At 59.0% G+C, this 12,745-nt stretch carries 9 protein-coding genes and 4 pseudogenes; 6 read left to right on the top strand and 7 right to left on the bottom strand.

Annotation, left to right across the window (positions count from 1 at the left end; genetic code table 11):
- Positions 1–69: 69 nt before the first annotated feature.
- Positions 70–1,086 (bottom strand): ABC transporter substrate-binding protein, encoded by a 1,017-nt coding sequence (locus QMO82_RS31835; RefSeq protein WP_183610462.1) that lies wholly within the window; start codon positions 1,084–1,086, stop codon positions 70–72.
- 278 nt (positions 1,087–1,364) lie between these two features.
- Here QMO82_RS31835 and QMO82_RS31830 point away from each other — a divergent pair, with 278 nt between their 5' ends.
- From QMO82_RS31830 to QMO82_RS31820, 3 genes and pseudogenes are all read left to right on the top strand, one after another.
- Positions 1,365–2,603, top strand: a complete 1,239-nt coding sequence (locus tag QMO82_RS31830; RefSeq protein WP_183610463.1) for a sensor histidine kinase — start codon at positions 1,365–1,367, stop codon at positions 2,601–2,603.
- A 13-nt stretch (positions 2,604–2,616) separates the two neighbouring features.
- Positions 2,617–3,339 carry a response regulator transcription factor gene (locus QMO82_RS31825; RefSeq protein WP_164577368.1) on the top strand — a complete coding sequence of 241 codons (723 nt, stop codon included), beginning with the start codon at positions 2,617–2,619 and terminating at the stop codon, positions 3,337–3,339.
- A gap of 948 nt (positions 3,340–4,287) precedes the next feature.
- Positions 4,288–5,267 (top strand): annotated as a pseudogene (locus tag QMO82_RS31820) (IS5 family transposase).
- A gap of 54 nt (positions 5,268–5,321) precedes the next feature.
- On the opposite strand, the pseudogene QMO82_RS31815 reads toward QMO82_RS31820, so the two are convergent.
- Both QMO82_RS31815 and QMO82_RS31810 read right to left on the bottom strand, forming a co-directional pair.
- Positions 5,322–5,450 (bottom strand): annotated as a pseudogene (locus QMO82_RS31815) (IS6 family transposase); the annotation flags it as partial.
- Positions 5,451–5,505: 55 nt separating this feature from the next.
- Positions 5,506–6,038 (bottom strand): annotated as a pseudogene (locus tag QMO82_RS31810) (IS6 family transposase); the annotation flags it as partial.
- Between the two features lie 222 nt (positions 6,039–6,260).
- Here QMO82_RS31810 and QMO82_RS31805 point away from each other — a divergent pair.
- Complete coding sequence (locus QMO82_RS31805; protein ID WP_246718416.1) at positions 6,261–7,259, top strand: helix-turn-helix domain-containing protein; 999 nt, start codon at positions 6,261–6,263, stop codon at positions 7,257–7,259.
- A gap of 134 nt (positions 7,260–7,393) precedes the next feature.
- Positions 7,394–8,098: an IS6 family transposase gene (locus QMO82_RS31800; protein ID WP_183610465.1), complete on the top strand. Its 705-nt coding sequence runs from the start codon at positions 7,394–7,396 to the stop codon at positions 8,096–8,098.
- A gap of 508 nt (positions 8,099–8,606) precedes the next feature.
- Here the strand turns inward: QMO82_RS31800 and QMO82_RS31795 are convergent.
- Positions 8,607–9,584 carry an SDR family NAD(P)-dependent oxidoreductase gene (locus QMO82_RS31795; RefSeq protein WP_183610466.1) on the bottom strand — a complete coding sequence of 326 codons (978 nt, stop codon included), beginning with the start codon at positions 9,582–9,584 and terminating at the stop codon, positions 8,607–8,609.
- Positions 9,585–9,775: 191 nt separating this feature from the next.
- Positions 9,776–10,531: a 3-oxoacyl-ACP reductase family protein gene (locus QMO82_RS31790; RefSeq protein ID WP_183610467.1), complete on the bottom strand. Its 756-nt coding sequence runs from the start codon at positions 10,529–10,531 to the stop codon at positions 9,776–9,778.
- A 115-nt stretch (positions 10,532–10,646) separates the two neighbouring features.
- On the opposite strand from QMO82_RS31790, the gene QMO82_RS31785 reads away from it, so the two are divergent.
- A complete protein-coding gene (locus QMO82_RS31785) occupies positions 10,647–11,228 on the top strand; it encodes a TetR/AcrR family transcriptional regulator (protein WP_210305950.1) in 582 nt (193 codons plus the stop codon).
- Between the two features lie 129 nt (positions 11,229–11,357).
- On the opposite strand, the pseudogene QMO82_RS31780 reads toward QMO82_RS31785, so the two are convergent.
- Together QMO82_RS31780 and QMO82_RS31775 are read right to left on the bottom strand one after the other, a co-directional pair.
- A pseudogene (locus QMO82_RS31780) lies at positions 11,358–12,015 on the bottom strand (tyrosine-type recombinase/integrase); the annotation flags it as partial.
- 63 nt (positions 12,016–12,078) lie between these two features.
- Positions 12,079–12,594, bottom strand: coding sequence for a tyrosine-type recombinase/integrase (locus QMO82_RS31775; protein ID WP_277546469.1), 516 nt, complete (start codon positions 12,592–12,594; stop codon positions 12,079–12,081).
- Positions 12,595–12,745 lie beyond the last annotated feature (151 nt).

The following is a 12,745-nucleotide window of genomic DNA, read 5'->3' as shown; positions in this document are numbered from 1 at the left end:
CCCGCCATGCCTGCTTCGCAAAGAGTGCCGCACGGCCATTTGCGGCCGCGGCGGCAGTCACCGGGAGATTTACTTTGCCTGCTCGATGACCTTGATGGCGTCCGCCTGCGTGTATTCCACGTTGGCGACGCCGCCGGCCTGGGTATTGGCGAGGTTGGTTTCGAGATTGTCCTGGTCAATGCGCAGGAAGGGCACGACGAGGTCCTTCTTCACCTGCTTGCCGTCGAGGATCTGCTGGGCGACCCAGAAGGCGAGCGTGGAGACGCCGGGCGCGATCGACACGGACATGGTCTCGTAGCCCTTGGCTTCCTTCTGCTCCTTCCACCATTTCAGCTCATCTTCGCGGTTGCCCATGATGATCGTCGGCATCTTCCGGTCGGTCGCGGCAATCGCCTGTGCGGCGCCATAACCGTCGCCGCCCTGCGTCACCACGCCGACGATGTCGGGCAGGCTTGGCAGGATGCCGGCAACTGCCTTCTGCGCCACGTCCTGGGCCCAGTCGCCGTGAACGGAGCCGACAACCTTGAACTGCGGGAACTGCTTGACGCCCTCATGGATGCCGGCCGAGATCTCGTCATCGACGAAGACACCGGCCAGGCCGCGGATCTCGAGCAGGTTGCCGCCCCCCGGAATCTTCTTCGACAGGTACTCGACCTCGCTACGACCCATTTCCTTGAAATTGACGGCAATGCGCCAGGCGCAGGGTTCGGTCACGATGCCGTCGAAGGACACGACGGTGATGCCTGCGTCGCAGGCTTCCTTGACCGCCCCGTTCAGCGCGGTCGGTGAGGCGGCGTTCAGCACGATCGCGTCATAGCCCTGCAGGATCATGTTCTGGATCTGCGCGGCCTGTTCCGTCGCCTGGTTCTCGGCTGTGGTGAAAGGGTCGGCAGCGGCGACGATGCCGGATTTCACGGCTTCGCCGGTCACCTTGCCCCAGCTCGTCAGCATGGCCTGGCGCCACGAGTTGCCGGCATAGTTGTTGGAGAGGGCGATTTTCTTGGCCGACGTGTCGGCAAAGGCGGAAACGGGCATCGCGGCGCAAGCAATGGCGGCCGATGCCAGAAGCATCTTGCGGATTGTCATGTCTTCCTCCCTGATGATCGCGCCGGTCGGCGGATCGCTTCACCCTGCCGGCCCAATCGGGGTCCGAGTGAAAATTGTTCTTGCACTGAGCTTCCTCCTCTCAGTAAGGGCAGGATGCGGGAGATCGACCGGCCTGTACAGGGGCAAGGCAGCACGTCGTTTGCGGGTTTTGCGCAACAAGCTGCGGGTTTATGCAAGACGCGGCGCTTCCGCAGGCGCTTACTGCAAGAGATCGCGGCGGGTTGAGGAGCCTGTTGCCGTCTCGGGGAGGAACTACAATGCTGCAACCTGCACCCGCAGCCATGTTCGACCATTATCTCGGTATTTCCCGGCTGCTCGCGGGCCAGCTCGACTTCCGCTCGGCCATCCGCTCCGTCGCAGCCGAGGTCGCCCATATCATCCCGCACGACCATCTCGATGTCTGCGTGCTTCTGGAGGGCGGCAACTACCACACCGCCTACGAGACCGGCATCGAGACCGCCTGGGGCGATCTCGCCGGCGCGCCTGTGGTCAACAGCCCCATCCGCTCGCTGCTGCGGGGCGAGGTGGAGTTTCTGCTGGCCGACGACGCCATGACCGACCCGCGTTTCCACTTCGAGGGCGCGTTCAAGCGGCCGATCGTCGAACAGTCGCTGCGCAGCCGCCTGCATGTGCCCATGAAGGTGCAGGGCACGATCATCGCCGCACTCTCCTGTTCGTCGCACCGGGCGAGCGTCTATACGATGGAGGATATCGAACGCGCCCGCATCATCGCTGATCTGCTGACACCCTATTTCTTTGCGCTGCAGGCGGCCGAGCAGGCGCAACGCTCGGCGATCGTCGAGGCCGAGGCCCGCGCCCGCGAGGAAGGGCTGCGGCAAGGCGCGCTGAAGCTGACCGAAGCCCTGGAACAGGAACGCCAGCGCATCGGCATGGACCTGCACGACCAGACGCTCGCCGACCTGACCCGGCTCGCCCGCCGGATCGATCGGCTGTCGCGCAACGGCGAGGTGGCGTCCGAGGCGCTGGAGCCGCTCTCCCGTTCGCTGCAGCATTGCATGCAGGATCTGCGGCAGATTATCGAGCAGGCAAAACCCTCCGTGCTTCAGCTCTTCGGCCTCGCCCAGGCGATCGAGCATCATCTCGACCGCTCGACCCGCGACACCGGATCGGCCATCGAATGGGGCCTCGTCGACGAGACGCATGGCGCGCTGGAGCAACTGGAACCGACCGTCAGCGTCGCGCTGTTCCGCATCGCCCAGGAAGCGATCAACAATGCGGTGCGCCATGCCGCGCCGCTCGCCGTCACGGTGCGGCTGGAGGCCGACGACGAGCGGCTATCGATCGAAATCTCCGACGACGGCACCGGGCTCGCCAAGGCGCGGGGGCGGATCGGCGGCGGCATCGACAATATGAAGACCCGGGCGCGGCTGATCTCGGCGCGCTTTGCGACCGGACCAGGCCACAACAATCGCGGCACCGTGGTGCGCGTCGTGCTGCCGCTCGGCCCGCACGACCCGGCACGCGAGCCGAACTGAGGAGAAGGGCGCGATGAAGGTTCTGATCGTCGAGGACGACCCGCTGCACCGCTCCTATTTGCATGAGGCCGTCAACGCCGCCCTGCCGGAATGCGACACGGTGATCGAGGCGGAGAACGGGACGGTCGGCGAAAAACTCGCCCGCGACCACAAGTCGGCGCATATCGTCATGGATCTGCAGATGGCGAACCGCAACGGCATCGAGGCGGCGCGCACGATCTGGAAGGAGCGGCCGGAGACCCGCATCCTGTTCTGGTCGAATTATTCGGACGAAGCCTATGTGCGCGGCGTCTCGCGCATCGTGCCGGATGGCGCCGCCTACGGCTATGTGCTGAAATCAGCCTCCGACGAGCGGCTGAAGCTTGCGCTGCGCTCGATCTTCATCGAGAGCCAGTGCGTCATCGACCGCGAGGTGCGGGGCCTCCAGCAGAAGAGCCTCGGCCAGACGAACGGTTTTACCGATTCCGAATACGAGATCCTCGTCGATATCGCCCTCGGCCTCACCGACCGGGCGATTGCCAGACGCCGGGGCCTGTCGCTGCGCAGCGTGCAGAACCGCCTGCAGCAGCTCTACGACAAGCTCGATGTCTACCAGAGCGCCGGCGACGACCACGAGGACGGCCGCTTCAATCTCCGCGCCCGCGCCGTCACCGTCGCTTTCCTGCGCAAACTCTTGAACTACAGCGCCCTGGAGCGGGCTGAAGCAGAGCTGCAGGAGTGGCTGGAGGGAAAGTAGGTTCCGATGACCGGGTGTCGATAGAATGCCCAGAACCGGTGCCGACGCTGGAGATGAGGACGAGTTCCATAAGATAGCTTATGGAACTCCGGCGGGTATCGACGGCAGTAAAGGTCGCCGACCTCCAGGTTCACTCTTGGATTTCGAATATCTTCCGCGGAGCTCTGGTCCGACGACCATCATGTCGCCCTTCATTCGGTAGTTGACGATGCGGTTCTGCCCACCGGAGGTCACGAACTGGATAGCATATATGAGTGGCGGGCCCGATCACGTCGTTTACACAGCCCACTCTGTAGTGCGCGGCACCGACGGTCAACTCTTCGACATTACGCCGCTTTATCACAACGACTATCTGCGTGGACGCTTCATAGTCCATGTCGGCGAACGATGCGACCTTCCTGGCGATGAGGACACTTAACCTCAATATAAGCTGCCAGGGAAATTGTCCCGCTCCTCCACTTGACCCCATCTGGGCGTTGCAACATTACGTACACGTGTTGGAGGAAGAGCTGTGAACCAGATTATATACTGAAACATCGGGCGGCCTGCTCGGAGGGCTAAGGTCATCACTCCCCTAATTAGCTCGTGCCTTCTTCAGTAACGAGTCCCTGATTTTTTTCGTCGCTTGACCAAAGTTCCTCCGATCGGTCAGCGATCTTGTCCCAGCGAAGCGATCTCCCGACCCTTTCGACTCCAAGAGTGTCGACAAGAGCAAAGCCAACCGGTGTGGCTACCGAAGGTGAAAAAGCGACACGAACAAGCACGAGCGAACCCATTCCGGGAATATGAAGGACTTCAAGACTTGGGCTGATGTGTCCTGCCGGCGCAACAAACCCTTCGTCAAAAATTCGATCGAATCTCCTCGGATGCTCCCTTTTTGCGACCTTGTTGCGCGGATCGCCGGCGGTCTGATATCAGGCGACCGTTTTTCGTCCCCGGATATTTTCGATGCCGCATAAGCTCAATGATGGCCGACGGCACAAGATAGCCAAGCAGAAATTCAAGGTCACGAATTGGTCGGCGTATAATGAAAGCCTGAGACAACGCGGTGATTTGACGGTCTGGGTAAGCGATGAGGCGCTTGGTCAGTGGTCGGCGTCGCGGCGGACGTCGCGTGGTGGCCAGCCGAAATATTCGGACCTGGCAATTGCGATGTGTCTGACCCTGCGTGTTGTTTACGATCTGCCTTTGCGCCAAACTCAAGGCCTGATGCGCAGTATCGCGAAACTGATGAGAGTTGATATTGCCGTGCCGGATTTCTCCACCCTGTCGCGCCGGGGTAAGGGACTGGCTTTACCGTCAATCCGGTACCGGTCAGCAAGCCGGGCCCCCGTTCATCTTGTGGTCGATAGCACGGCCTGAAGGTCTTTGGTGAGGGCGAATGGCTGGAAAACAAGCACAAAATCAAAGTCAAACGGAAGAAATGGCGCAAGCTTCACATTGGTCTTGATCTTGTCAGCGGCGAGATCATTTGCTCCAATCTGACCACAGACGATGTCGGTGATCCCACAGCCTTGGCTGATCTTCTGGATCAGATTGATGGTTCTGTGGAGCGCTTTATCGCCGATGGTGCCTACGATGGATCGCCGACCCGTGATCTTTTGGCGGACCGCCATGGCGAAATCGTGGAGGTCATTATCCCGCCTCCCAAGACAGCAGTCCAAAGCCCGCAATCGGCGCTGGACCCATCGATACGCGACCGCCACGTCGCGGAAATCGAGACCAAGGGACGAATGGCCTGGCAGAAATCCACCGGCTATAACCAGCGCAGCCGGGTTGAGACCCAAATGGGTCGATGGAAGACGGTGATCGGGCCGAAACTCAAAGCGAGGAATTTCGACAATCAGACGACTGAAGCAAAAATCGGCGTCCGTGTTCTCAACCGGATGACTGAGCTTGGCCGTCCAGAGTTCAGGCGTGTGGCATGAAAAATCTAAAGGGTTGGGCTATCTCGACCGGAATGTGATCGATGCAACAAAGTCGCCACGCTCCAGCAGCATCTCTTCCACCAGACGCAGGCTCAGCGGAAATCGGAAATAGAGCCAGACCGCATGGGCGATCACAGCGGGTGGGAAACGATGACGCTTGTATCTGACAACGGGCTGGATCATGACCGCCAACTATCAGCCAACAGCTTCATCGCCGTTAACCTGACATCGCCATCGTGCGTTCCCGTTTTCGCAGCGGCAGATGAGAATTTTCCGCTCGATTGTTGAGACCCTTGTGGGACCGGTGCTCGACAGCCGGCATAACATCACGCTTGGCCGCGCCATACGAACGGAGCTTGTCGGTGATGATCCGTTTGGGCGGCATGCCTTGCTTCTTCAGCAGCCTAATGAGCAAGCGTCTGGCCGCCTTCGTATCGCGTCGGCTGTGAACAAGCTCGTCGAGAACGTACCCGTCTTGATCAACGGCACGCCAAAGCCAGTGCTTTCGGCCCGCGATCGAAACCACCACCTCGTCCAGATGCCAGACGTCCCGCTGCGACGGCCGCCGGCGACGGAGTTGCTTGACGTAGGCCGGTCCGAATTTCCAACCCCATCGGCGGATCGTTCATACGAGACGACAATGCCGCGCTCCAGCAGCATTTCCTCCACCAGCCGCAGGCTCAGCGGGAACCTCAAATACAGCCACACCGCATGGGCGATGACCTGTTGTGGGAAACGGTGACGCTTGTAGCTGATGGTTGAATTCTTCATCCCGCCATCTTTACACCCGACTCACTGACAGCAGGTTTATGTGACAACTCCATTGTTTGCGCTGGGAAAATTGTTTAATTACCAAGAAAGTCTATGGGTGAGGGTAAAGGGCTTCGTGCAGAAAATAAATCCTTAGGTGAATCTTGAGGTGCTTAGCGTTCGCAGGTTGCTTAATTGGTTGAGGTTATGATGTCGCTAAATTCTCGTACGCGAAGCGGAGAAATGCCCATTCACGCCGGAGATACGCTTGGAAATAAAGCAATGCCGCCCATATCCAAAGTCGCGTTTAGTGGAACTGATGTGGATCAACTCTCTGAGATTTTGTCGACTCCGAGGTCACCGATCAGCGTTACCACTCTGGACAAAAGTCCTGTTGCCTTCCGCTGTAGTTTTCTGTCTGCGGGTGCCGTAAGTGTCGCCGATTGCTCCTACGAAGGGACATTCGTTGCCAAGCGAGAGGCACCAGGCGAAAAGATCGATATTTTTCTGCCAATGCAGGGCAATGCGGTTTTCAACTATCCTGGGAAGCCGATTGAATCGACTCCAGCGCGGGCAGCCATCTTCGAAGGAGAATCTGACAACGGTGCCCTCTTGATCGGCCCGCGTCGCCATCTCGCTTTGTTCATTGATAAACCAAAGGTTTTAAGCCTGCTTAGCCATATGCTTGACCGGACCATCCGCGGGAAAATCAATATCGATCCTTATATCGATCTTACGTCGAATTCGGGTCTTGCATTGATGCATTTGGCCGAGCAGCTTCATCGCGGCCTTGACGAAAACGGAGCGTTAAGGCGATCGCCCTTGGCTCTTGCCTCTCTTTGCGATGCCGTAACGTATCTTATCCTCGAGAACTGCCAACATGGCTATTCGGACGCGCTGGCCCAAAGTGTCCCCTCACCGGTTCCGCGCCACGTAAAGCGGGCGATCGACTTCATGCACGAGCATATTGCCGAGCCGATATCGCTCGCCGAAATTGCGGTCGCGACGAATGTCAGCATTCGCACGCTACAACAAGGCTTTAGACAGTTCAGAAATACGACCCCTATGAGCCATCTGCGTGAATTACGTCTGGCTGCCGTTCATTGCGATCTGCTGGATTCACGCTTGAAAAGCTCCATTTCAGATGTAGCTGCAAAATGGGGATTTACGCATCTCGGCCGGTTCGCAGCCGAATACAAGAAGCGCTTTGGACACTTGCCATCGGAAGCATTGAAGGCTTAGCAGGCTGCCGAAATCGCGGTCGATTGCGGTGGGTTTTATTTTTAGCCGGATTGTCTGCGGCGGATCGGCGCTGATGGCAGAGAGGAGTTGTCACATAAACCTGCTGTCAGTGAGTCGGGTGTAAAGATGGCGGGATGAAGAATTCAACCATCAGCTACAAGCGTCACCGTTTCCCACAACAGGTCATCGCCCATGCGGTGTGGCTGTATTTCAGGTTCCCGCTGAGCCTGCGGCTGGTGGAGGAAATGCTGCTGGAGCGCGGCATTGTCGTCTCGTATGAAACGATCCGCCGATGGGGTTGGAAATTCGGACCGGCCTACGTCAAGCAACTCCGTCGCCGGCGGCCGTCGCAGCGGGACGTCTGGCATCTGGACGAGGTGGTGGTTTCGATCGCGGGCCGAAAGCACTGGCTTTGGCGTGCCGTTGATCAAGACGGGTACGTTCTCGACGAGCTTGTTCACAGCCGACGCGATACGAAGGCGGCCAGACGCTTGCTCATTAGGCTGCTGAAGAAGCAAGGCATGCCGCCCAAACGGATCATCACCGACAAGCTCCGTTCGTATGGCGCGGCCAAGCGTGATGTTATGCCGGCTGTCGAGCACCGGTCCCACAAGGGTCTCAACAATCGAGCGGAAAATTCTCATCTGCCGCTGCGAAAACGGGAACGCACGATGCAAGGTTTCCGGTCAGCCGGCAGCTTGCAGCGGTTCATCTCGATCTTCTCGGCACTCCGAAATCTCTTCGTCACCCCGCATCACAAACGATCCGCCCTGGCCACTCACATTCACCGCGTCCTCGCAATCGCATATTGGAAAGCCGTGACAAGCGCTGCTGCCTGATCTCAGGGGCAGCTGGGGTAGTTCGATCACAGCTCGATAACGTGACATCTCCCGGTGGACCAATGATGGATTATGCTGGAAAGCAGCCCACAGGCGTTATTGATGAGTTCAAGTTGCTCGTCCATCAATAATCCTGCAGCTTCATAGGCTATGAAGAATCTAGCAGATCGCAACAGGGAAAAAACACGAAATTTTTGCTGGTAATTGCTGCATCTAACGCGTCAGTTGCAATCATCGAAGACTTCGAAGCCCAAGCGAGACGACGGCATTTGTTAGTGAAAATTCCGCGCCTTGATCTTCAACGTGTCGATATGAAGACGGGCACTTATCCCGAGCCCGATACTATGCCGAGTAACTTCCCTAAGGCCCGAGATTTCCGGTAATCCAGGATCGAAAGCTCGGCATAATTTGAACGCGTTGGAAGACCGGGTTCGGCCCGAAGCCGGCATTCGCTTGTTGCAAGTGCCGATATGGAAATGCGGGTGATACGGCCGCGGTGACTTTCAAGTCAGGTCCGCCGAAGCAGCCGTTTGCTCATATCCCAAAGCCGCTTGGCGGAGTGCGGATCGATTGAATGCGACGCCGCGTCGGCCGGGATGCTTTGATCATTAAGCGATCGAGGCTCATCGTTCAGCGGTGCAATGTCGTTGTCCATGAGATACACGCCACTAACGGTGTCAAGCAAAGGACTAGCAGAAGCGAAGACGATCGTGCTGGCACCCTGGGCAGGCGTCTTCTTGCCGATGATGGGATCGATAATTGGAAGGCCTGCCTCGTCGATCAGGCCCATTCTGCGCAGTGCTTCATCGCCGGCAGCGCTGTTAAGCTTGGTGCCGGCGACGACCCCCGGATGGACCGCGTACCCGCGAATCCCGTCCGCTGCGTAGCGACGATCCAGTTCGACCGCGAACAGCACATTCGCCGTCTTGGACTGGGCGTATGCGGCGAGCGAGTCGAAGTCCGTTGTGAAGTTCGGGTCCTCCCAGCGGATGCGTCCGAACCGATGAGCGCCGGAGGATACGTTGACCACTCGCGCGCCCCTGGCGGCACGTAGTGCTGGCAGCAGCGCCAGCGTTAGCTGGAAATGGCCGAGATGATTGGTTGCGAACTGTGTTTCGTATCCTCGCGCGTCGCGCTCGGGTCCGCCGGACGCGGCGGCATTGTTGACAAGGATGTGCAGCGACTTTCCCGTGTCGAGCCAACGAGCGGCAAAGGCGTCGATCGACGACGGGTCGATCAAGTCGAGCTTGTCCACCTCGACGCGAAATAGGCCTCTTAATGCTTCGGCGGCTCCATCGGGATTGCGGGCCCCAACTACGACAGATGCACCGGCCTTAGTGAGTGCGCGTGTGACCTCCAATCCGATGCCGGCGTGGCCGCCGGTGACGACGACGTTCCGACCAGTAAGATCGATGCCGGCGAGGACGTCGTCTGCTGTCGACGCGGGCGCGAAGCCACTGCCGATGGGGTGTTGCTTATGGCTCATCGGGATAGTTCCTGCATGTGGGCAAAAGCGGGGTTATGCCGGACCGGTCCCGCGCGAGCCGAAGTCTAAAGGTATGCCGATCCCCGAGATGATAAATCTAGCTCTCGTCTCGGAGCTCAGCTCATAATGCGCCGTAGAGGCAGGTGGTCATGCCGATAGGTATCCTCAAGTCTGGGACTGCCACGCCAGCGTTAGGCAAGCATACCCCCGTCCACGAGAATTTGTGCGCCAGTGATGTAAGCCGCTGCTGGTGACGCCAGAAAGGCGACCAGCTCGGCTACCTCGTGAGGCTGTCCATAGCGACCAAGGGGGACCATGGTCTTGATCATTGCGGCGCGGTCACCTTCATCAGGATTGGCTTCTGTCGCGATCGGTCCCGGCTCGACCGTGTTGACCGTGATCTGGCGGGCCGCGAGATCACGTGCCCACCCCCTGGTCATCCCGACCACGGCGTGCTTTGTCATCCCGTAGGAACTGGCACCGGGCGTCGGCACGCGCTCGCTGAAGAAGCTGCCGATGTTGATAATCCGTCCGCCATCACGCATCGCCGCAACGGCGGAGGAAGTCGTATACCAGACGCCGCGCACGTTGATGTCCATCTGTCGTTCGAAGCTGGCCTCGCTCACCAGTCCAACCGGACCGTGGTCGGCAATGCCAGCGTTGTTGACCAGGATGTCGAGGTGACCGCCGAGCCGATCAAGGGCTTGAGCCACGGCTGCCTTGGTGGCGTTGGCGTCACCAGCGTCGGCAACGATTGCAAAGGCCGATCCGCCTGCGGCTACGATCTCAGCTACAAGTGCCTCGGCCCGTTCCGCGCTCTTCGAATAGGTGATCGCGACCGAAGCACCACGATGAGCCAGAAGCTTGGCGCAGGCCGCGCCGATGCCGCGACTGCCCCCTGTTACAAGGGCGGCTTTCCCGGAAAGATTAAATATTTCAGTGTTCATCGGGCGATCTCCATGAGGGCCATGCCATTGTCAAAAGACGTCGGACCGGTTACAGGGAAACGGAACAACGTTCACTTTAAATGTGGAACGATGTTCCGTTTGTCAAGGAGTATATATGGAAACAGGATCGGATGGCGATGCGAAGGGGGCGACCAAACCCATGCGTGCGGATGCGCAGCGTAGTCTGGATGCCCTGCTGCAGGCGGCCAAAGACGTTTTCGCCGTCGAGGGAGTGGATGCTCCCATTCGCACCATTGCCAACAAGGCAGGCGTGGGTTTGGGCACGGTGTACCGGCACTTCCCGCAGCGGTCTGACCTGATCGCCGCTGTCTTTCGTCGCGAAATCGACGACTGCGCAGACGCAGCTATCGATCTCGCGCAACGTCACGAGCCCTTCGAGGCATTGCGATTGTGGATGCAGCGCTTCTCTGCGTTCTTCGCAACCAAGCGCGGGCTCGCAGGAGCACTTCACTCGGGCGAACCCGCCTATTCAGCCTTGCCGGGCCATTTCGAGGCACGCCTTCGTCCCGCTCTTCAAGAACTTCTTGCTTCGGCGTCAGCCACCGGCCGCATCCGTTCGGACATCGCCGCAGATGAATTGCTGGGAGCAATCGCCCGTTTATCAATGTCGGAGAATGACGACCCCGCTCAGGCGCAACGGATGGTGGCGTTGTTGGCGGATGGCCTTTTGCTGTGACGATGCGCGGTCAAGGGGAATGCAATGTCCTGTGGTGGCGCTTTCCTGCCTAGTGAGAGTTCCTCGATGATTGGTGGGCTCGGCATGACATCGCGGCCCTCACCGCGATGTCAATAGCTCCGGCAGGGATCAAAGTTTGTCGAGAAACGCCAATAACTCGTCGCCGGCCCTGAACCGGCCAGGCGATTGTCCATTGAACGGGTCGATCTTGGCTAGAGCGGCCTCCTTGATTGCCAGGTTGGCATGCAAGTAAGGCTGTGTGGACCGCATGGACTCATGGCCGAGCCACAATGAGATCACCGTGCTGTCGACACCGGCATCCAGCAACTCCATCGCCGCACTATGTCGAGGGACATGGGGAGATATCCGCTTTGATCGTAACGACGAGCAGCCCTTCGACGCCGTTAACACGTATTTTGCCAGAAGATACTGAACGGCATCAGGGCTCATCCGCCCGCCGTGAACGGTCGGGAAAAGAGCATTGCCGTTCCCAACCGGTGGCTCGTCCAACCAGGCTTTGAGCGTAACATTGAGCATTCTGGTTGTCGGCGTAGTGCGTTCCTTGCGTCCCTTCCCGAAACACCGGATGTGCGCCCCTGTGCCGATGGTGACGGCACTTCGATCAAGGCCCACGAGTTCGGAGAGGCGCATCCCTGTCTGCACGGCTGTCAGCATCAAAACATGGTCACGACGCCCAACCCAGGTTCGTCGATCAGGAGCCGCGAGGATCGCTTCGGTCTCGGGTGAGAAATTGCACTTCCCCCTTCGACCCGATCTTCCCTGGGATCAGGATAGCAGCGTTCGAACGGCGAAGGTGTGGCGGAGATCGTGAATCCTGGGACCGTCACGCTCATCCGGCTGCCTCAGTCCCGCCTGGCGTGTCCAGAGGATAAAGGAGAAGTGTGGGTTGGCATGGATCACGGCCTTGCCAAGGTCTCCGGTAAAGAAGTATTTGCTTACCCGTCTGATCGTCACGGATTGACGCATATCGCCGAAGCGCCAGCGTCGTACTCGGATGCAGCGGCACGATGCGGGTCTTTCCGAACTTCGTCTCACGGATCGTCAGCATGCCTGCTTCCAGATCGGCGTCCTCACGAAGCAACCGCGCCGCCTCTGAGAATCGAAGTCCGGTGGATGCCAGCAAGCCGAAGAAGTAATGATATGTCGGCCCTCGGAAGCTTCCAGGATGCAGGTCGAGCATCGACTTCAGGAGATCGGCGATCTGTTCGTCTGAATAGATGAAAGGACGCGGTCTTCGTTGTGGTGGAAATATGTGCGAAGGCGGAATCTGGGTTTGGGGGTCGACCACCTGGAGGTGGCGGGCAAAAGCTCTGACCGTCGTATAACGCCTGAGGGCCACGATCACCGCCTCCTCCTCCGGCGACAAAACCGTCGAACGAGGTTCCTCTGCCTTTGAGCGTCCCGTTCGTAATGTTGGCGCAGGGGGAGGTGCACTCTAAAACTTCGGTAATCAAGGCTGCTGACCAACCCACGCTGTATTATCTGATCATCCTTAT

The organism is Rhizobium sp. BT04 (genome assembly GCF_030053135.1).
GTDB lineage: Bacteria > Pseudomonadota > Alphaproteobacteria > Rhizobiales > Rhizobiaceae > Rhizobium > Rhizobium binxianense.
Note: the sequence above shows the minus strand (reverse complement) of the source record. Positions and strands in the feature narration are given on the sequence as shown.

What these genes read in the sequence shown, in the direction of transcription:
- QMO82_RS31835 (WP_183610462.1), bottom strand. Translation starts at nt 1,086, where the DNA reads ATGACAATCCGCAAGATGCTTCTGGCATCGGCCGCCATTGCTTGCGCC.
- QMO82_RS31830 (WP_183610463.1), top strand. Translation starts at nt 1,365, where the DNA reads ATGCTGCAACCTGCACCCGCAGCCATGTTCGACCATTATCTCGGTATT.
- QMO82_RS31825 (WP_164577368.1), top strand. Translation starts at nt 2,617, where the DNA reads ATGAAGGTTCTGATCGTCGAGGACGACCCGCTGCACCGCTCCTATTTG.
- QMO82_RS31805 (WP_246718416.1), top strand. Translation starts at nt 6,261, where the DNA reads ATGCCCATTCACGCCGGAGATACGCTTGGAAATAAAGCAATGCCGCCC.
- QMO82_RS31800 (WP_183610465.1), top strand. Translation starts at nt 7,394, where the DNA reads ATGAAGAATTCAACCATCAGCTACAAGCGTCACCGTTTCCCACAACAG.
- QMO82_RS31795 (WP_183610466.1), bottom strand. Translation starts at nt 9,584, where the DNA reads ATGAGCCATAAGCAACACCCCATCGGCAGTGGCTTCGCGCCCGCGTCG.
- QMO82_RS31790 (WP_183610467.1), bottom strand. Translation starts at nt 10,531, where the DNA reads ATGAACACTGAAATATTTAATCTTTCCGGGAAAGCCGCCCTTGTAACA.
- QMO82_RS31785 (WP_210305950.1), top strand. Translation starts at nt 10,647, where the DNA reads ATGGAAACAGGATCGGATGGCGATGCGAAGGGGGCGACCAAACCCATG.